The sequence below is a fragment of the Streptomyces sp. S186 genome, assembly GCF_051603415.1.
Classification (GTDB): domain Bacteria; phylum Actinomycetota; class Actinomycetes; order Streptomycetales; family Streptomycetaceae; genus Streptomyces.
The window spans coordinates 2107890-2127488 of sequence record NZ_CP193932.1; the positions used below are offsets into that span (position 1 = coordinate 2107890).

Genomic DNA, 19599 nt, shown 5'->3' on the forward strand with positions numbered 1-19599 from the left:
CGGTGAACGACGAGCAAGCCCAGGCCACTCCGCGGTCCCTGATCGTCACCCTGTACGGGGCCTACGGACGCGGCGGGGCGGAGACCTCCGGCGGTGCGCCCGGCCCGGTGCCGGTGGCCGCGCTGATCCGGCTGCTCGGCGTGCTCGGCGTGGACCCGCCGTCGGTGCGCTCGGCGGTCTCCCGGCTCAAGCGCCGCGGACTGCTGGTCCCGGAGCGCACCCTCGCCGGCGCCGCCGCGTACGGGCTCTCCGACGCGGGACACCAGCTGCTGGCCGACGGCGACCGCCGGATATTCGGCCGGCCCGCGGGCCGGCCGGAGGGCTGGGTTCTGGCCGTCTTCTCCGTCCCCGAGGCGGAGCGGCACAAGCGTCATCTGCTGCGCTCCCGGCTGGCCCGGCTGGGCTTCGGCACCGCGGCCCCCGGAGTGTGGATCGCCCCCGCGCACCTCTACGAGGAGACCCGGCACACCCTGGAACGTCTGCAACTGGCCGACTACGCGGACCTGTTCACGGGCGAGCACGCCGGTTTCACACCCACCGCGCAGGCCGTGGCGCGCTGGTGGGACCTGGACGCCCTGGCCGCGCGGCACCGCGCCTTCCTGACCGTGCACGAACCGGTCCTGTCCCGCTGGACCCGGCGCCGCACACTGCCCCCCGAGGCCGCCTACCGCGACTATCTGCTGGCCCTGGACGCCTGGCGGCGCCTGCCCTACGCGGATCCCGGCCTGCCCCCGCACCTGCTGCCGGCGAACTGGCCCGGCGGCCGCGCGGCGGAGGTGTTCGCCCGGCTGCACGCCCGGCTGCGGGACGCCGGTGCCCGCTACGTACACGAGGCGATGGCCGGGCCGCACCGCACCCAGGACGCCGGCTGACCCTCCCCGCTCCCGGCCTGGTCCACCGGGCGGGCGGCCCGCCATGTCCTCGTACGTCCCGCGCCATCGCCTCCGGCCCGCGGCCCCGGTGTTCCCCCTGGGCCGCGGGCACTCTCCCGTGCCCTAGGGCGTGTCCGATGGGGCAGGGCCGGGGCCGCGACGCCTGGCACAGCACCTCGCCGCGTTGCCGAATCGTCCCGATAGCTCCGCTATCAAGACGCTCCGGCGCCTTGCGATGCACCGCACCAGACGCCCCGGCCTATCCGACCCTGACCCATCGGACACGCCCTAGGGCAGGCGTCGCCGCCGCTGCTGTGCGCCCACCGGGACGGCGGCGGCCCGGCGCTGCCGGACGACCGGACCGGCGGCGGTCGACGGCCGCGGCCGGGCGGCGGCGATCACCGACACCACGTCCTTGAAGGAGCTGCACATCCGCGTCCCGGCCACCGCGGCGAGTTCACCGAAGGTTCCGCTGCCGTAGGTGACCGCGACCGGCTCCATGCGCGCGGTCACCGCCATCCGCATGTCCCCCACGGTGTCCCCGACATAGGCGCTCTGCCAGGCCGGGACCCCCAGCCGGCCGGCCGCGCGCAGCACCAGCTCCGGGTGCGGCTTGCCGCGCCGGACCATGTCCTGGCCGACGACCGGGCCGACCAGGTCGCGGATGCCCATCACCTCGAGCAGGGACTCGGCGCTGCGGGTGGTCTTGGAGGTGGCGACGGCGAGTTCGACGCCGTGCGCGCGCAGCGCGGACAGCCCGGCCGTCACACCGGGATAGAGCAACTGCGGCCCCTGGCACAGGACCTCGTAGGAGAACAGCTCACGGTAGCGGGAGATGGCGGCCTGGACCCGGCCGTCGTCCTCGGGCCGGCCCAGCAGGCGTCCGAACGCGGCGGCCGGGGGCTTGCCGATGGCCGCGGCCGCCTGCCGCGAGGTCACCGAGCAGCCCTGCTCCTTGGCCACCTTGATCAGCAGTTTGCTGATCGCGGGCAGGGTGTTGGCGAGGGTGCCGTCCAGATCGAAGACAGCGGCCCTGAGCGCCTCGCCGCCGGCGCTCCGCGCACCTCTCACAGGACGTTCGCCGACTTCCGTTGATACGCGCATGGCTGGGGACCTTTCCGGGTTCCGATGGGTGCGGGGGCTCGGGTGACTGGACGGGCTCAGCTGGTCGGGCGGGCCTGTGGTCGACGACTGTGGCGGCAGAGGCGGTCTCGCCGTGGCGCACCGCTGTCCAAGGGCGGTGCGCGACCGTCGGGGCGGCGGCTCGGAAGGGATCGTCCCGTTTACCGCCTTCGGAGATTTAAAAACCGCCTGCGCTGTTTGTCAATGCGCCTTAGCCCCTCCCTGACACTCGGCGTCGACCCCCGAGGAACCAGGCAGGCTCTGGCCGAGGCGCCCGACGGCGGTCGGATACGGCCCTCGGAACGAGCGATCACTTCCCGACAGGGCAGGGCAGATCCAGCCATTCCCGCGCACAAAAGCGAACCGCATGGTTGGTTTTCTCTGTAGACTGCAAAGACGTTGCAGTCGTACGAGAGACGGGACGGACACCGTGCCCACGCAGCATCGCGCCATCCAGAGCCGTCAGGCGCTCATCCGCTCGGCCGCAGAGACCTTCCTGGAAAAGGGAGTGCCCGCCGCGGGCATGGTCGAGATCAGCCGGCGGGCCCGACTCAGCAAGGGCGCCCTCTACTTCCACTTCACGTCCAAGGACGACCTGACCCTCGCGGTGCGGGACGCCGCCACGGCCTCCCTCAACGAGATCGAGGAGAGCTTCCTGCGCTCCCCCGAGCCGCTGACCGCCGCCGTCCGCGACTTCGCCCTCGAACTCTTCGGCCGGGTGCAGTCGGACGCGGTGCTGCGCGCCGGGCTGCGGCTGCGCCCGGAGACCGCGCCCGGACTGGACATCCGCGCCCTGGAGCACCGCTGGTACGCGCTCTTCCTCGACAAGGCGGTGACCTGCGGCACGGGCGGGCCGGCCGGCGGCCTCCCCGGTTCGCACTCCTCGGACGCCGAACCCCGCCGCACCGCCCAGCTGATGACGTCGATCGTGGTGGGCCTGCTGCACCTGGGCGGCAGCGACCGGACCTGGTGGGACACGGAGGCGGTCACCGGACTGTGGGGACTGCTGCCGGCCGCCTCGGAGAGCGTCGCGGCCGCCGGGATCCCGGCACCGGCCCAGGTCCCGGCCGGCTGACCACCCCACGACACGGGGCGGCCCGCACCCCGCCCGAACACTGCGGCGTCCGTCAGTTCAGCGTGAGGCGGGGTTTCGGGGCGTCGGTGCGGCCGGTGGGCGGGGTGCGGCTGCCGGCGCGGTAAGGGAGGGGCCAGGGGGCGCCCGGGCCCGTGTAGCCCTGTTCGGCGGCGGCGTGCAGCGTCCAGTGCGGGTCGTAGAGGTGGGGGCGGGCCAGTGCGCACAGGTCCGCGCGGCCGGCCAGGATCAGGGAGTTGACGTCGTCCCAGGAGGAGATGGCGCCGACGGCGATGACCGGTATGCCGAGGGTGTTGCGGATCCGGTCGGCGAACGGCGTCTGGTAGGAGCGGCCGAAGTCGGGGCGTTCGTGCGGCACGACCTGGCCGGTGGAGACGTCGATGGCGTCGGCGCCGTGCTCGGCGAAGGCGGCCGCGATGGCCACCGCGTCGTCCGGGGTGGTGCCGCCCTCCGCCCAGTCGGTGGCGGAGATCCGGACGGTCATCGGGCGGTCCGCCGGCCATTGTTCGCGGACCGCGTCGAAGACTTCGAGGGGGAAGCGGAGCCGGCCGGCGAGGGCGCCGCCGTAGGCGTCGGTGCGGTGGTTGGTGAGCGGGGAGAGGAAGCCGGAGAGCAGGTAGCCGTGCGCGCAGTGGAGTTCGAGGAGGTCGAAGCCGGCGCGGGCGGCGGAGGCGGCGGAGGCGGCGAACTGCTCGCGTACGGCGCGGAGTTCGGCGGCGGTCAGGGCGTGCGGGGTCTGGTTGACGCCCGGACGGTAGGGCAGGGCGGAGGGGGCGACCAGCGGCCAGTTGCCGTCCGGGAGCGGCTGGTCGATGCCCTCCCACATGCGCCGGGTGGAGCCCTTGCGGCCGGAGTGGCCGAGCTGGACGCCGAGGGCGGTGCCGGGCGCCTGGGTGTGGACGAAGTCGGCGACGCGGCGCCAGGCCCGTTCGTGCTCGGGTGTGTACAGGCCGCTGCAGGCCGGGGTGATCCGCCCCTCGGGGCTGACGCAGACCATCTCCGTCATCACCAAGCCGGCGCCGCCGAGCGCGCGGGAGCCGAGGTGGACGAGGTGGAAGTCGCCGGGGGTGCCGTCGGCGGCGGAGTACATGTCCATCGGGGAGACCACGACCCGGTTGCGCAGGGTCAGTCCGCGCAGCCGGAAGGGTGTGAACATCGGCGGCGTCCCGTCGGGGACACCGGCCTCGGCGGCCACCGCGTCGGTGAACTCCGCGTCGCGCAGCCGCAGGTTGCCGTGGGTGACGCGGCGGCTGCGGGTGAGCAGGTTGAAGGCGAACTGGTGGGGCGGCTGGCCGGTGTAGGTGGCGAGGTCCTCGAACCACGCGAGGCTGGCGCGGGCGGCGCGCTGGGTGGAGGCGACGACGGGGCGGCGCTCGGCCTCGTAGGCGGCCAGGGCATCCGGGACGGTGGGCTGTTCGCGGAGGCAGGCGGCGAGGGCGAGGGCGTCCTCGACGGCGAGCTTGGTGCCGGAGCCGATGGAGAAGTGGGCGGTGTGCGCGGCGTCGCCGAGCAGCACGATCCGGCCGTGCGACCAGCGCTCGTTGACGACCGTGCGGAAGGCGATCCAGCTGGAGTTGTTGGTACGCAGCGGGCGGCCGCGCAGGGTGCCGGCGAAGAGTTCGGCGCACCAGGCGGCCGAGGCGGTCTCGTCCAGGGCGTCCAGGCCGTTGGCGCGCCAGACCTCCTCGCGCATCTCGACGATGACGGTGCTGGCGCCGCCGCGGGGTGCGCCGGGGTGGCCGGGTGACGGGCGGGCGTACGGATAGGCGTGGAGCTGCGCGATGCCATGACCCGTGTCAACGATTTCGAAGCGGAAGGAGTCCAGGGCGAAGTCGGCGGAGAGCCAGATGTAGCGGCAGCGGTGGGTGGTGAGCCGGGGGCGGAAGATGTCGGCGTGGGCGGTGCGGGTGGTGCTGTGCACGCCGTCGGCGGCGATCACCAGGTCGTGGTCGCGGGCGAGTTCGGCGGCCGGCGGGGCCTCGGTGCGGAAGACCAGCCGGACGCCCAGCGCGCGGCAGCGGTCGTGGAGGACGGCCAGCAGCCGGCGGCGGCCGAGGGCTGCGAAGCCGTGGCCGCCGGAGGTGAGGGTGCGGCCGCGGTGCACGATGTCGATCGCGTCCCAGCGCACGAACTCCGCCTGCAGCGCGCCGTAGACGACCGGATCGGCGTGTTCGATGCCGCCGAGGGTCTCGTCGGAGAGGACGACGCCGAAGCCGAAGGTGTCGTCGGGGGCGTTGCGTTCCCAGACGGTGATCTCGCGGTCCGGGTCGAGGCGCTTGAGGAGGGCCGCGGCGTAGAGCCCGCCGGGGCCGCCGCCGAGGACGGCGACCTTCAGCGGACGCCGGCCGGGGCCCGTGGGCGCGGTCACTTCCCCTGCCACTCGGGCGGCCGCTTCGCCGTGAACGCGGCGTGGAACTCGGCGTAGTCGGCGCTGTTCATCAGCAGTGCCTGGGTGTTGGCGTCGAGTTCGACGGCGGCGGCCAGCGGCATGTCGAGTTCGGCGGTGAGCAGTGCCTTGGTCTGGGCGTGGGCGAGGGCCGGGCCGTCGGCGAGCCGGCGGGCGAGCGCGGCGGCCCGCTCGTCGGCGCGGCCCTCCTCGGCCAACTCGCTGATCAGGCCGAGGCGTTCGGCTTCGGGGGCGCGGACCGGGTCACCGAGCATCAGCACCCGGGTGGCGTGGCCGAGGCCGATGACGCGGGGCAGGAGGTAGGCCGCGCCCATGTCGCCGCCGGAGAGGCCGACCCGGGTGAAGAGGAAGGCGAAGCGGGCGGAGGGGTCGGCGACCCGGAAGTCGGCGGCCAGGGCGAGCACCGCGCCGGCGCCGGCGGCCACGCCGTGGACGGCCGCGACGACCGGGAAGGGGCACTCCCGGATGGCCCGGACGACCTGCCCCGTCATCCGGTTGAAGTCCAGGAGCTGGGCGGTGTCCATGCCGAGGGTGACGCCGATGATCTCCTCGACGTCGCCGCCGGAGCAGAAGCCGCGGCCCTCGCCGGCCAGGACCAGGGCGCGCACGGAGCGTTCCCGGGAGAGTTCGGCGAGCAGGTCGCGGAGGTCGGCGTAGGACTCGAAGGTCAGCGCATTGAGCTTCTCGGGGCGGGCGAGGGTGACGGTGGCGACGCCGTCCTCTCTGGTGACCCGGATGTGCTGCCATGCGCCGGTACTGCGGGCGGATCCTGCGAACGGGCTCATCGGTCTGCCTGCCCCCTTCAGCCGGACGGCTGGTGCGTGCGGTGGCCGCGGATGCGGTGGCGGTGCGGGACGCGCGAAATGCCCTTCGAAGCTATCACTCGTTTGTGACTGTCGTCATGAGGGCGCGATATTTGGCACCGGTGGCGGGGCGCGGTGGGCGTGACCGTCCGGGGCCCGGGGCACGGACGGTCAGGGGCCCGGGGCGCGGACGGTCAGGGAGCGCCGGTTGCCGTGACGGCGGGTGCCTCGGTGGCGGGTGCCTCGGTGGAACGTGCTTCCGTGCCGGTGGCCCCGGCCTCAACTCCCGCCCCGGCTCCCGCCCCGAGGCGCGAGTGCCGGCGTCCGTAGACCGCGTAGAGCACCAGCCCGACGGCGAGGAAGCCGGCGAACTGGAGCCAGGTGGCCGGGCCGGTGCCGTAGACGAGGTAGCCGCAGAAAGCGACGCCGAGCAGGGGGCTGAGCGGGAAGAGCGGGACGCGGAAGCGGCGCGGCAGGGCGGGCCGGGTGCGGCGCAGCACCAGCACGCTGACATTGACCACCGCCATGACGGCCAGGGTGCCGACACTGCTGAGGTTCATCACCATGTCCAGCGGGACGACCGCGGCCGGAACGGCGAAGACGGCGGCGACGATCCAGGTGTTGGCGACGGGCGTGGCCGTCCGGGGCGAGACCCGTGCGAAGACCCCGGGGACCAGCCCGTCCCGCGCCATCGACATCAGGATGCGGGTCTGGCCGTACAGCACGGCCAGGACGACGGAGGCGATGGCGACGACCGCGCCGAAGGCGATCACGGTGCCGCCGATAGCGGAGTGGGTGACCCGGTCGACGATCAGCGACAGCGCGGCGGGGCGGCCCGCGACCTGGTCGGCGGAGAGCGCGCCGATGGCGGCCAGCGCGACCAGGCAGTACAGGACGGTGACCACCCCGATGCAGACCAGGATCGCGACGGGGACGTCCCGGCGTGGGTTCCGCGCCTCCTCACCGGCGGTGGTGATCGAGTCGAAGCCGATGTACGAGAAGAACGCGACGGAGGCGCCGGAGGTGATCCCGGCCAGGCCCTCCGGGGCGAACGGGGAAAGGTTTCCGCTGCGGAACGCGCCGAAGCCGATCACACAGAACAGCACCAGCACCGCCAGCTTGAGCACCGCCATGGCGGCGGTGGCGCGGGCGCTCTCCCGGACCCCGCGGACCAGCAGCACCGCGGCCAGCACCACCACGACCACGGCCGGGAGGTTGACGACGCCGCCCTCGCCGGGCGGGTTGGCGAGCGCCGCGGGCAGCTGCCAGCCGGTCAGGCTGCCGAGCAGCTGGTTGAGGTACTGGCCCCAGCCGACCGCGACCGCCGAGACCGAGACGCCGTATTCGAGCAGCAGGCACCAGCCGACGAGGAAGGCGGTGCGCTCGCCCAGGGTCGCGTAGGCGTAGGAGTACGAGCTGCCGGAGACCGGGATCGCGCCGCCCAACTCCGCGAAGGAGAAGGCGGTGAAGACGCAGGTGACGGCCGCCAGCACGAAGGAGACGACGACCGCGGGGCCGGACTGGGCGACGGTGTCGGAGAGGCCGACGAAGATGCCGGTGCCGACGATGGCGCCGACGCCGAAGCAGATGAGCTGGAAGAGGCCCATACTGCGCCGCAGGCCGTGGCCGTGGAGATCCGCTCCGGATTCGGCGATGAGCAGGTCGGGGGACTTGATGCGCAGTCCGGACGCGCCAGGGCGGGGCATGGGGCGGTTCTCTCTCTGGTGGTGCGAGGCGCGCGGCGCGGGTGGGCCGGGCGCGGAGCGGGGCCCGGACGGTGGGTCCGGGCCCCGTGTGCGGCTCGATGGTAACCGGCGGTTCGCACGATCCCGGCCGCTCGGCGGCCCGTATGGCTGTGCGGGGCGGACGGCCGGGCGGCGCGGGGGCCACGTCGGCCGGCCGACGCTATCGCCGGCCCAGCGTCGCCACCATCACCGCCTTGATGGTGTGCATCCGGTTCTCCGCCTCGTCGAAGACCACGGAGTGCGCGGACTCGAAGACCTCGTCGGTGACCTCCAGCGACGTCAGGCCGTGCCGGGCGTGGATCTCCCGGCCGACCGCGGTGCCGAGGTCGTGGTAGGCGGGCAGGCAGTGCAGGAACTTCACGCCGGGCTTACCGGTCGCGCGCAGCACGTCCATCGTGACCGCGTACGGGGCGAGCAGCGCGATCCGCTCGTCCCAGACCTCCTTGGGCTCCCCCATGGAGACCCAGACGTCGGTGGCGACGAAGTCGGCGCCCCGGACGCCCTCGGCGACCTCCTCGGTGAGGGTGATGCGGGCCCCGCTGGTCTCCGCGAGCGCCCGCGCCCGGGCGACGACGGAGTCCTCGGGCCACAGCTGCCGGGGCGCCACGATCCGTACGTCCATGCCGAGCAGGGCGCCGGTGACGAGGTAGGAGTTGCCCATGTTGTTGCGGGCGTCGCCGAGGTAGGCGAAGGCGGTGTCCGTCAGGGGGCGGCCGCCGCCGTGCTCGATCATGGTCAGGACGTCGGCGAGCATCTGGGTCGGGTGCCAGTCGTCGGTGAGCCCGTTGTAGACGGGCACCCCGGCGTGCGCTGCGAGTTCCTCGACGTCGGCCTGGCGGCTGCCGCGGAACTCGATGGCGTCGAACATCCGGCCCAGGACGCGGGCGGTGTCCTTGACCGACTCCTTGTGCCCGATCTGCGAGCCGGACGGGTCGAGGTAGGTGGTCGAGGCACCCTGGTCCGCGGCGGCGACCTCGAAGGAGCAGCGGGTCCGGGTCGAGGTCTTCTCGAAGATCAGGGCGATGTTGCGGCCGTTCAGGCGGCGGACCTCGGTACCGGCGCGCTTGGCCGCTTTCAGCTCGGCGGCCAGATCGACAAGTCGACGGAACTCCTCGGCGCTGAAGTCCAGCTCCTTGAGGAAGTGGCGGCCCGTGAGGTCTATCGCCATGGGGTGAGCTCCTCGTTCGCGGCGGGTGGGGGTCGTGCGGGGGCGGGTGGATCGGTGAGGTGGTGGAGGTCGGCTGCGTGGCGGTGGTCGGTGAGTCGGCGCACATCCAGCGCCTGCTTGGAATTATATACGAACATCCGCATCTCTATACGAACCCGCCACTCTATACGGACATCCTGGGTGAGCCCGCCGGCTCTGCTCCGCGCGCCCCGGACCGTCCCGGTTTCACCCCACGCCCGGCACCGCGTCCCTCGTCACCGGGCAGCTCATGCAACGCGGTCCGCCGCGGCCCCGGCCCAGCTCGCTCCCGGGGATCGTGATCACCTCGATGCCGCGCTTGCGCAGAAAGGTGTTGGTGGTGACGTTGCGCTCGTAGGCGACCACGACGCCCGGCTCCACGGCCAGCACGTTGCAGCCGTCGTCCCACTGCTCGCGCTCGGCCGAGTGCACGTCCTGCGTCGCCGTGAGCACCCGGATGTCGGCGAGGCCGAGGGAGGACGCTATGGCGCGGTGCATGTGCTCCGGCGGATGGTCGGTGACCTTGAGGTCCTGCGCGCCGGCGCCCGGTTCGATGGTGTACGAGCGGAGCATGCCCAGGCCCTCGTACTGGGTGAAGGTGTCCCCGTCGATCATGGTCATCACGGTGTCCAGGTGCATGAACGCCCGTCGCTTGGGCATGTCCAGCGCCACGATCGTCTGCGCGGAGCCCGCCGCGAACAGCCCCCGGGCCAGCAGCTCCACCGCCTGGGGCGTGGTGCGTTCGCTCATGCCGATCAGCACCGCGCCGTTGCCCAGGACGAGGACGTCGCCGCCCTCGATCGTCGAGGGGAAGTCCGCCTGGCCGTCCGACCAGACATGGAAGGACTCGTCACGGAAGAGCGGATGGTGGTGGTAGATGGCCTCGTAGTGCACGGTCTCGCGCTGCCGGGCGGGCCAGCGCATCGAGTTGATCGACACCCCGTCGTAGATCCAGGCGGAGGTGTCGCGGGTGAAGAGGTGATTGGGCAGCGGGCCCAGCAGGAAGTCGTCCAGGTCCATCACATGGAAGCGGACCGAGGTGGGTTCGGGGTGGCGTTCCAGGAACTCGCGCTTGGTCATCCCGCCGACCAGCGCCTCGACGAGTTCGGGCACCGGCAGCTCGTCGAACGCCGCCCGCAGGTGGTCGGTCGCCAGCGGACCGTACTCCTTCTCGTCGAAGACCCGGTCCAGGACCAGCGTGCGGGCCTCGGGGACCTGCAGGCTCTCGGCCAGCAGATCCCCGAAGAGGTGCACTTCGACGCCCCGGTCCCGGAGCACGTCCGCGAACCCGTCGTGCTCGGCCCGCGCCCGCCGCACCCACAGCACGTCGTCGAAGAGCAAGGTGTCCTTGTTGGACGGGGTGAGCCGCTTCAGCTCCAGATCGGGGCGGTGCAGGATCACCCGGCGCAGCCGCCCGGCCTCTGAGTCGACATGGAATCCCATCTCCCCATCTTGTCGGCTCCGACGGCATCTTGTCGGCTCCGACGGCCGGACGTCGGGACTCGGGGGGGATGTCGGGACCTCCACCCGTCAGCTCTCACCCGCCGCCCCGGTCTGCCCGCGCCCCGCCCCGCCCCGCCGCAGGGCCAGCGCCGCCGCCACCGCGCCCGCCGAGGTCACCACGGCGATGATCCAGCCGCCGCGCAGCGCCCCCAGATCCGGGTGCGGCCGGCCGCCCATGGTGGCGACCAGGACGGCGACACCGAGCGCGGTACCGGCCTGCCGGGACACCATCAACACACCCGAGCCGAGGGAGAGTTGGCTGCTCGGCAGCGACCCCGCGGCGGCGAACATCACCGGCTGGTAGAGCCCGGTGCCGAACCCGGCGAAGATCAAACCGGGCAGGAACCGCACCGCGTAGTGCGTCCCCCCGCTCCCGTCGCCGGCCAGCACGATCCACCACAGCGCCGCCGCCACGAAGCACAGCGCTCCGATCACCGCCGTCCCCCGGCCGCCGATCGCCCCGACGATCCGGCCCGAGACCGCCGAGACCACCAGTACGGTCAGCGGCCAGGGGGCCATCGCCAGCCCCGCCGTCCGCACCGAGTAGTGCCAGACGTCGGTGAACAGCAGGCTCGCGGCGAGCATCATCGCCCCGTAGGCGACGAAGTAGCTCAGCAGCCCCAGGGTGGCCGGGGTGAAGCCGGGTGTACGGAAGAGCACCGGGTGCACGACGGGCTGTTCGACCCGCCGGACGTGGCGGACGCCCAGTACGCCCGCCAGTACACCCGCGGCCAGGACGGCGAGCGTGGCGGGAGCCGTGTACCCCCACTCCGGGGCCTCGACGAACGCGGTGACCAGCGCGCCGACGCACACCAGCACCAGCGCCGTCCCCGGCAGGTCGAGCGCCTGCCGCGGTCCGCGCGCCGCCCGGGGCAGCAGCCGGCCTCCCGCGCCGACCGCGAGCAGCACCACGGGAACGTTGATCAGGAAGATCAGCCGCCAGTCGACGGCGGCGAGCAGCCCGCCGAGCACCGGCCCGGAACTCGCCGCCACCGCGCTGACCGCCGTCCACACGCCGACCGCGGTGGCCCGCTCGCGGGCCGGGAAGGCGGGCAGCGCGAGGGAGAGCGAAGTGGGGATCAGGACCGCGGCGGCCGCGCCCTGCACCACCCGGGCCACGACCAGCAGCGCGAGCGTGGGGGCCGCGCCGCAGGCAGCCGAGGCGAGGCCGAAGAGCACCATGCCGATCAGGAAGCAGCGCCGCCGCCCGGCCTCGTCGGCCAGCCGGCCGGCGGGCACCAGGAGCGCGGCGAGCACGACGGTGTAGCCGTTGAGCACCCAGGAGAGCGCGGAGGCCGGCGCCGGCGCGAAGTCCTGGCCGATCGCCGGGAAGGCGATGGTGACCGCGATCAGGTCGAGTACGGCCAGGAACTGCGCCGCGGAGGCGATCGCCAGGATCAGCCAGCGACGGGGGTGGGGGGCATCGTCGGTGGCGGTGGTGCTCGTGGTGGCGGTGGGGTGGGGAGCGGGGCCCGCGCCCGCGGGCGTACTCGTCCCCCGGCCGCCCGAATGAGGAGTGGTCATGTCGATCAAGCATCGACCGGACGCTCCCCCACCACGAGTGGCAGCACTGCCACCACCCGCTACATTTCTGCCACGCACTCTGCAACACTCACGCCATGCCTTCGCTCGCGATCGCCGTCACTGCCGGAATGCCGTTCTTCGAACTCGCCGTGCCCTGCCACATCTTCGGCTTCGACCGCCTCCGGCCGCCCCCGGACTGGTACGACCTCCGGGTGTGCGTGGTCGGCGGCCGGGAAGGCGAAGCGAACCTCGCCGGCGCGTGGTTCAGCGCCCGGACCCCGTACGGCGTCCCGGAGTTGGTCTCCGCCGACACGGTCATCGTCCCGGCCTCCGCGGACGTCCACGGCGACCCGCCGGACGAACTCGTCGACGCCCTGCGCGAGGCCCACCGACGTGGCGCACGCGTGGTCTCGTTCTGCTCGGGCGCCTTCACCCTCGCCGCGGCCGGGCTGCTCGACGGCCGGACCGCCGCCACGCACTGGATGTACGCGGCGCTGCTCGCCGAACGCTATCCGGCGGTGAGCGTGGACCCGGCGGTGCTCTACGTCGACCACGGCGACGTGCTCACCGGCGCCGGCGCCACCGCCTCCACCGACGTCTGCCTGCACCTCATCCGGGAGGACTTCGGTACGGAGGTCGCCAACTCCCTCGCCCGGCAGCTGGTCGCACCCGCGCACCGCCCCGGCGGCCAGGCACAGTACATCGAGACGCCGCTGCCGGAGCGCCGCGACGACTCCCTCGCGCCGGTCCTGCACTGGGCCACCGAACGGCTCCGCGAGCCGCTGACCGTCGCCGATCTCGCCCGCCACGCGCACACCAGCCCACGCACCCTCGTACGGCGCTTCCACGCCGCGACCGGAACCACGCCGATGCAGTGGCTGCAGTCCCAACGGATCGCACGGGCCCGGGAGTTGCTGGAGAGCACCGACCTGCCCGTGGACCGGGTGGCGGAGATCGCGGGCCTGGGGACGGCCGCCAACCTCCGCCGCCACTTCACCCGCGCGATGGGCGTACCTCCGGTCGACTACCGACGCACATACCGGGCGGCACGGGTGGCATGAAGCCGCCGACGACACCAACAGCACCATCGGAGCCGTCGGCCCCCTCGGAGTCGTCGGACCCTTCGGGACCATTGACGCGACCGGCACCACCCGCGCCGCCGGAACCGACGGCGCGGGCCACGCTCTCGTCCGCCACGCCCCGCCCCTACAGCCGCGGATCCACCGGCTCCGACTCCAGCGCGAGCACCGCGAAGACGGCCTCGTGCACCCGCCAGAGCGGTTCCCCGGCCGCCAGCCGGTCGAGCGCCTCCAGCCCCAGCGCGTACTCGCGCAGGGCCAGCGAACGCTTGTGACCGAGGTGGCGCACGCGCAGCCGCCGAAGGTTCTCCGGGCGGGTGTACTCCGGACCGTAGATGATCCGCAGGTACTCCCGGCCACGGCACTTGATGCCCGGCTGGACGAGCCGGCCGTCCGGCTGCCGGACCAGCGCCTGGACCGGCTTGACGACCATGCCCTCACCGCCGTCGGCGGTGAGATCCAGCCACCACGCCACACCGGCCTCGACCGAAGCCTCGTCCTCGGTGTCGACGACCAGCCGCCGGGTCGGCGCCAGCAACCGTATTTCGGACGCTTCGAGCGCCCCAGATGCCCCAGTCACCCCAGACACTTCGGACGCCTCAGACACCTCCGGCCCTTCAGCAGCAGAACGGCAAGCTGCCGCCCCGTCCTCCGCCACCGGAAGCGCCTGCTCAGCCGCTATCAGCCGGTCGATCAGGGCCAGTTGCCCGGTGTGCGGCAGATCGGCCAGGCTGCGGCCCTCGACGGCGAGTATCTGGAACGGCGCGAGCCGCATCCCGGCCAACCCGGCGAACCCCGGCAAGGACGCCCCACCCGGCCAGTCCCCCGGCCGGCCACCCTGCGCGGCATCCCCAGCCGACACCGGCTCCTCGGACGGCGCCGGCTCCCCCACCCGCCAGCAGTAGCGCCGGTACGCGTCGGTGAACACCGCGGCGTCGGCGGCCCGGCTCCGCTGCCGGTCGAGCAGCTCGGCCACCTCCACCCCACGGGCGGCCGCCGCCTCCAGCGCGCCCAGCACTCCTGGAAACACCGCCCGGGACGCCGCCCCGACCGCCGCGTACTGCGTACGCAGCAACCCCGTCGCCTTGAGCGACCACGGCATCAACTCGGCGTCCAGCAACAGCCAGTCAGTGTCCAGCTCCGCCCACAGTCCGGCCACGCCCACGCAGTCGCGGACCCGCTGCAATATCCGCTCGGTCGTCTCCCGGTCGTCGAAGAACGGCCGTCCGGTGCGGGTGTACAGGGCACCCGACACCCCTCCCTCCGTCACCCCGAACCGCTCACGGGCCACCGCCTCGTCCCGGCAGACCAGCACCACCGCCCGGGAACCCATGTGCTTCTCCTCGCACACCACTTCCCGGACGCCGGCCGCCCGGTACTCGGCGAACGCCTCCCGCGGATGCTCCAGAAAGCCCTCGCCGCGCGCGTCGGTCTCGCCCTCCTGGGCGGTGGCGCAGGGCGCCATGGTCGGCGGGAGATACGGCAGCAACCGCGGGTCCGTCGCGAAGCGGCTCATCACCTCCAGAGCAGCGGCGGCGTTCTCCTCCCGCACGGCGAGGCGGCCCATGTGGCGCGTCTCCACGGCCCGCCGGCCGGCCACGTCGCCCAGATCCAGTGGCCGGCCGTCCGCCCCGCCCGGCGCCTCCGTGGCCAGCGGCCTGGTGGGCTCGTACCAGACGCGCTCCGCCGCGACGTCCACCAGTTCGCGCTCCGGCCAGCGCAGCGCGGTCAGCTTTCCGCCGAAGACACAGCCGGTGTCCAGGCAGATGGTGTTGTTGAGCCAGCCGGCACGCGGGGTGGGCGTGTGGCCGTAGACGACGGCGGCGCGGCCGCGGTACTCCTCCGCCCACGGGTACCGCACCGGCAGGCCGAACTCATCGGTCTCGCCCGTCGTATCGCCGTACAGCGCGAACGACCGCACCCGGCCCGACGTACGGCCGTGGTACTTCTCCGGCAGCCCGGCATGGCACACCACCAATCCACCCCCGTCCAGGACGTAGTGACTGACCAGTCCCCGAATGAACTCCGCGACCCCCGCGCGGAACGTCTCCTCCTCCTCCTTCTCCAACTGCTCGACGGTCTCGGCGAGTCCGTGCGTGTGCTGAACAGCCCGACCATTCAGATAACGTCCGAGCTTGTTCTCGTGATTCCCGGACACACACAATCCGTGACCAGAGGCCACCATTCCCGTCACCAACCGCAGTACACCGGGGCTGTCCGGCCCCCGGTCGACGAGGTCGCCGACGAAGACCGCCGTACGGCCCGCGGGGTGCACCGCGTCCACGGCCCGCCCCCGCTCGTCGCGCGTCAGTTCGTAGCCGAGCCGGCCGAGCAGCGTCTCCAGCTCGGAGCGGCACCCGTGGATGTCACCGATGATGTCGAACGGCCCGGTGAGGTGCCGCAGGTCGTTGAACCGCCGTTCCCGGACGATCTCCGCGGCCTCGATCTCCCGCTCGCCGCGCAGGACGTGCACCTTGCGGAAGCCCTCGCGCTCCAACCTGCCCAACGAACGACGCAGTTCGCGCTGGTGCCGCTGGATGACGCGGCGCGGCAGCCCGGCCCGGTCGGAGCGCGCCTCGTTGCGCTCGGCGCAAACCTGCTCGGGCACGTCCAGCACGATCGCCACCGGCAGGACATCGTGCTCGCGCGCCAGCCGCACCAGCTGCGCACGCGATTCCGCCTGCACGTTGGTGGCGTCGACCACCGTCAGCCGCCCGGCCGCGAGCCGCTTGCCCACGATGAAGTGCAGCACCTCGAACGCGTCCCCACTGGCGGACTGATCGTTCTCGTCGTCGCTGACCAGCCCCCGGCAGAAGTCCGACGAGACCACCTCGGTCGGCTTGAAATGCCGGGCGGCGAACGTCGACTTACCGGAGCCGGTCGCTCCGACCAGCACCACCAGCGACAGATCGGGCACAGCCAGCGAACACGCCGCCCGAGGGGCCACAGAGGACGGCCTTACGTCACTCATGCCGCCGCCCCATTCCTTCCACGCGCCCGGCCCTTCCCGGACCCTTCAGTGCCACTCACACTCACACCCACATCCACACTCATCTGCGCACCACTACCACCGCTCACACCTCTATTACGGTTTACACCCTTCTTCCCCTCCCCACGCCCGCCACCGCCGGCACCAGCACCAGCACCAGCACCACCGTCGGCGTCACCGTCGGCGTCACGACGCCCATCGCCGCTGCCACTACCACTGCCATTCCCCTCCTGGGCGAAGCACGCGAGCTGGGTGGGCGGCCCGACCTCCGGGTCCTCCGGCCCCACCGGGCCGAACGTCACCGCATAGCCGTGCCGCGCCGCGACCTCCTCCGCCCAGCGCCGGAACTCCTCCCGCGTCCACTCGAAGCGGTGGTCCGCATGCCGCACCCGCCCGGCGGGCAACGATTCCCAGCGCACGTTGTACTCGACGTTCGGGGTGGTCACCACAACCGTCCGGGGCCTGGCCGCCCCGAACACCGCGTACTCCAGCGCCGGCAACCGCTCCGGATCGACATGCTCGACGACCTCGCTGAGCACCGCCGCGTCGAAACCCTTGAGCCGGTCGTCCGTGTACGCCAGCGACCCCTGGACGAGCCGCACGCGCCGCGACTGACGCTCGGGCAACCGGTCGAGACGGAGCCGCCGCCCGGCCTCATGGAGCGCCCGCATCGACACGTCCATGCCGACGATCTCGGTGAACTGCCCTTCCTTGAGGAGCGCGCCGACCAACTGCCCCTGTCCACAGCCCAGATCGAGGACCCTGGTGGCTCCGGACAAGCGCAGCACATCGAGGATCGCCGCACGCCGCCGCACGGCGAGCGGGACCGGCTTCTGCTCGGTGTCGGTCTCCTCGTCCACCGCGTTGTCGATCTCTTCGACGGCCACGTCGTCCACGTCGGCGAGCCGCTCCAGTTCCAGCCGTGCCATCGCCTCACGGGCCAGCGACCAGCGGCGGGCCAGATAGCGACCGACGATGAGCCGCTGCTCCGGGTGATGCTCCAGCCAGCCCTCGCCGGCTCGCAGCAGCTTGTCGACCTCGTCAGGTGTCACCCAGTAGTGCTTGGCGTCGTCCAGTACCGGCAGAAGTACATACAAGTGCCGTAGCGCGCGGGAGAGTTCGCACTCCCCCTCCAGGACGAGCCGCACATAACGCGAGTCGCCCCACTCCGGAAAGGTCTCATCCAACGGAAGCGGCTCCGCCCGCACCGACCAGCCCAACGGCCCGAACAGCCGCTCCACCAGCCCCGCACCACCCCGCGCGGGCAACACAGGCACCTCGATGCGCAGCGGAAGCGGCTGCTTCGCCAGCTCCGGACGAGCCGCACACTGCCCCCTCATCGCGCTCGCGAAGACGCTCCGCAACGCCACCGCCAGCAGCGACGACGCCGCATACGGCCGGTCGTTCACATACCGTCCGAGCGCCGCGTCCGGCGCCCCGCCACGGCCCTTCCCCTTCCCACGGCGCACCAGGGCAACGGGATCGACCTCCAACAGCAGCGCCGCCGTGCACCGTTCCGCGTCGGCCTCCGGGTAGACGACGTGCGCGGTGCCGTGCGACGTCGAGAACCGCTGCGCCTTCTCGGGATGCTTGTGCAGCAGAAACCCGAGGTCGGTCGCGGGACGGTCGGCAGTACCGGTGGTGGAAATGGTGAGAAACACGACTTGAGTATCGGTGGGCGGGGTGCGCTTTTCCTAACGATTTTCCCAGGCCCCGCCTCGTTTCCCCCCTCCCCCGCCCCCGCCCTCCCACCACCCCCACACCTCCCCCACCCGACTCCAGCCCGGAAACCCGGCACACCCATCCCAGAAACCTGCCGCCCCCGGTCCCCGTGAACCTGACGCACCCCGACTCTGGAACCTGACGCACCCGGCCCGGGAACCCGGCGCACCTCGGGTCCGGTGCCCCAGGTCCCCGACAGCTCAACAGCCCGACAGCCCGACAACGGACCCCGGCCGGGCGGGCCACCACAGCCACCCGACGCCGCAGCAACCCCAACGCCGAGCACGCCCCTACCACCCGGCCACCCGAGAACCTGACCCAGCCCAGCTCAACCTGCCCAGCCCAGCCCAGCGCAGCCCAGCCAAGCGCAGCTCAACTCAGCTCACCCAAGCGCAGCCCAGCTACGAACAATCAACTCAACTGCGACTGCACCTGTGCCGAGATCAACTCCAGATGATCCAGATCATCAAGATCCAGGATCTGCAGGTAGGCCCGGGACGAGCCGATGGCGGAGTACCGACCGAGCTTGTCCACGACCTCCGCCGGCGAGCCCGCCAAGCCGTTGGCCTTGAGTTCGTCCACCTGACGACCGATAGCCGCAGCCCGTCGCGCCACCTCGGCATCGGTCTTACCCACACAGGCGACCAACGCGTTGGAGTACACCAGGTCGCCACCCTTGCGCCCAGCGGCTTCGGCAGCCGCCCGCACCCGTCCGAACTGGCGCTCACTGTCTTCGAGCGAGGCGAAGGGAATGTTGAACTCATCGGCGTACTGCGCCGCCAGCCGCGGAGTGCGCGTCGCACCGTGTCCCCCGATCAGCACCGGTACCTTGCCCTGGGCGGGCTTGGGCAACGCGGGCGACTTCTCCAGCTGGTAGTACCTCCCGTCGTAAGAGAACTCCTTTCCTACCTCCGTGGCCCACAGGCCGGTGACAATCGCCAGCTGCTCCTCCAGCCGCGCGAACTTCTCCTTGGGGAACGGAATGCCGTACGCCTTGTGTTCCTCCTCGAACCACCCTGCGCCGAGGCCGAGTTCGACCCGCCCGCCGGACATCTGGTCGACCTGTGCGACCTGGATGGCCAGCACGCCCGGCAAGCGGAAAGTACCGGCCGTCATGAGAGTGCCGAGCCGGATGCGCTTGGTCTCGCGGGCCAGGCCGGCCAGCGTGATCCAGGCATCCGTCGGTCCGGGCAGCCCGTCGACGTTCCCCATCCGCAGGTAGTGATCGGAACGGAAGAAGGCGTCGAACCCGAGGTCCTCGGTGGCCTTGGCGACCTTCAGAAGGGTGTCGTAGGAAGCCCCCTGCTGGGGCTCGGTGAAGATGCGTAGATCCATACCTCCATCCTGCACGGCCTCCGGCGAATCAACCGCCGGTGCCTACCGCCGTACGGGGCGATCCCGTTCCGGCATATGCATCGCGCATTGCACCCGATCCAGGTCGCGCGTGGGGCGCATAGTGCTTGGGTGCGTAGTGCTCGGGCTGCGTAGTACTTGAGGCGCGTCGCACTGAAGTGCGTCGTGCTCGGCGTTCCTCTCGTGCGGGATGCGCGTAGT

The 19599-nt window shown here is 72.3% G+C and carries 14 protein-coding genes; 3 read left to right on the plus strand and 11 right to left on the minus strand.

Annotation, left to right across the window (positions count from 1 at the left end):
* The first annotated feature begins 2 nt into the window (after positions 1-2).
* Positions 3-872 (plus strand): PaaX family transcriptional regulator, encoded by an 870-nt coding sequence (locus tag ACRAS8_RS08900; RefSeq protein ID WP_438485406.1) that lies wholly within the window; start codon positions 3-5, stop codon positions 870-872.
* Positions 873-1160: 288 nt separating this feature from the next.
* Here ACRAS8_RS08900 and ACRAS8_RS08905 read toward each other — a convergent pair whose 3' ends face one another.
* Positions 1161-1976: an HAD family hydrolase gene (locus ACRAS8_RS08905; RefSeq protein ID WP_438485407.1), complete on the minus strand. Its 816-nt coding sequence runs from the start codon at positions 1974-1976 to the stop codon at positions 1161-1163.
* Positions 1977-2424: 448 nt separating this feature from the next.
* Between ACRAS8_RS08905 and ACRAS8_RS08910 the strand changes: the two genes are divergently transcribed.
* Positions 2425-3069 carry a TetR family transcriptional regulator gene (locus ACRAS8_RS08910; protein ID WP_438485408.1) on the plus strand — a complete coding sequence of 215 codons (645 nt, stop codon included), beginning with the start codon at positions 2425-2427 and terminating at the stop codon, positions 3067-3069.
* Positions 3070-3121: 52 nt separating this feature from the next.
* Here ACRAS8_RS08910 and ACRAS8_RS08915 read toward each other — a convergent pair whose 3' ends face one another.
* From ACRAS8_RS08915 to ACRAS8_RS08945, 7 genes are all read right to left on the minus strand, one after another.
* Entirely contained in the window at positions 3122-5455 is a 2334-nt protein-coding gene (locus ACRAS8_RS08915; RefSeq protein ID WP_438485409.1) for a bifunctional salicylyl-CoA 5-hydroxylase/oxidoreductase, read from the minus strand.
* The gene (locus ACRAS8_RS08920) at positions 5452-6279 is read right to left on the minus strand and encodes an enoyl-CoA hydratase family protein (RefSeq protein WP_018537001.1); all 828 of its coding nucleotides are present in this window, start codon (positions 6277-6279) and stop codon (positions 5452-5454) included. Before ACRAS8_RS08920 ends, ACRAS8_RS08915 begins: the two co-directional genes overlap by 4 nt.
* A 212-nt stretch (positions 6280-6491) precedes the next feature.
* Complete coding sequence (locus ACRAS8_RS08925) at positions 6492-8003, minus strand: amino acid permease (RefSeq protein WP_438485410.1); 1512 nt, start codon at positions 8001-8003, stop codon at positions 6492-6494.
* Between the two features lie 199 nt (positions 8004-8202).
* Positions 8203-9210, minus strand: a complete 1008-nt coding sequence (gene argF / locus ACRAS8_RS08930; RefSeq protein WP_438485411.1) for an ornithine carbamoyltransferase — start codon at positions 9208-9210, stop codon at positions 8203-8205.
* On the minus strand, positions 9201-9347 hold the full coding sequence (locus tag ACRAS8_RS08935) for a hypothetical protein (protein WP_438485412.1): 147 nt from the start codon (positions 9345-9347) through the stop codon (positions 9201-9203). The genes argF and ACRAS8_RS08935 overlap by 10 nt, the downstream gene beginning before the upstream one ends.
* 88 nt (positions 9348-9435) lie before the next feature.
* Positions 9436-10671 carry an arginine deiminase gene (locus ACRAS8_RS08940; RefSeq protein ID WP_438485413.1) on the minus strand — a complete coding sequence of 412 codons (1236 nt, stop codon included), beginning with the start codon at positions 10669-10671 and terminating at the stop codon, positions 9436-9438.
* 87 nt (positions 10672-10758) lie between these two features.
* Positions 10759-12255 (minus strand): MFS transporter, encoded by a 1497-nt coding sequence (locus ACRAS8_RS08945; RefSeq protein ID WP_438485414.1) that lies wholly within the window; start codon positions 12253-12255, stop codon positions 10759-10761.
* Between the two features lie 95 nt (positions 12256-12350).
* Here ACRAS8_RS08945 and ACRAS8_RS08950 point away from each other — a divergent pair, with 95 nt between their 5' ends.
* Complete coding sequence (locus ACRAS8_RS08950) at positions 12351-13316, plus strand: GlxA family transcriptional regulator (protein ID WP_438485415.1); 966 nt, start codon at positions 12351-12353, stop codon at positions 13314-13316.
* Positions 13317-13461: 145 nt separating this feature from the next.
* On the opposite strand, the gene ACRAS8_RS08955 is transcribed toward ACRAS8_RS08950, so the two are convergent.
* The 3 genes from ACRAS8_RS08955 to ACRAS8_RS08965 all read right to left on the minus strand — a co-directional run bounded on the left by ACRAS8_RS08955 (position 13462) and on the right by ACRAS8_RS08965 (position 19380).
* Positions 13462-16305, minus strand: a complete 2844-nt coding sequence (locus ACRAS8_RS08955) for a polynucleotide kinase-phosphatase (RefSeq protein ID WP_438485416.1) — start codon at positions 16303-16305, stop codon at positions 13462-13464.
* Positions 16302-17984, minus strand: a complete 1683-nt coding sequence (locus tag ACRAS8_RS08960; RefSeq protein ID WP_438485417.1) for a 3' terminal RNA ribose 2'-O-methyltransferase Hen1 — start codon at positions 17982-17984, stop codon at positions 16302-16304. Before ACRAS8_RS08960 ends, ACRAS8_RS08955 begins: the two co-directional genes overlap by 4 nt.
* A gap of 472 nt (positions 17985-18456) precedes the next feature.
* Positions 18457-19380, minus strand: a complete 924-nt coding sequence (locus ACRAS8_RS08965; protein ID WP_438485418.1) for an LLM class F420-dependent oxidoreductase — start codon at positions 19378-19380, stop codon at positions 18457-18459.
* Positions 19381-19599: the final 219 nt, after the last annotated feature.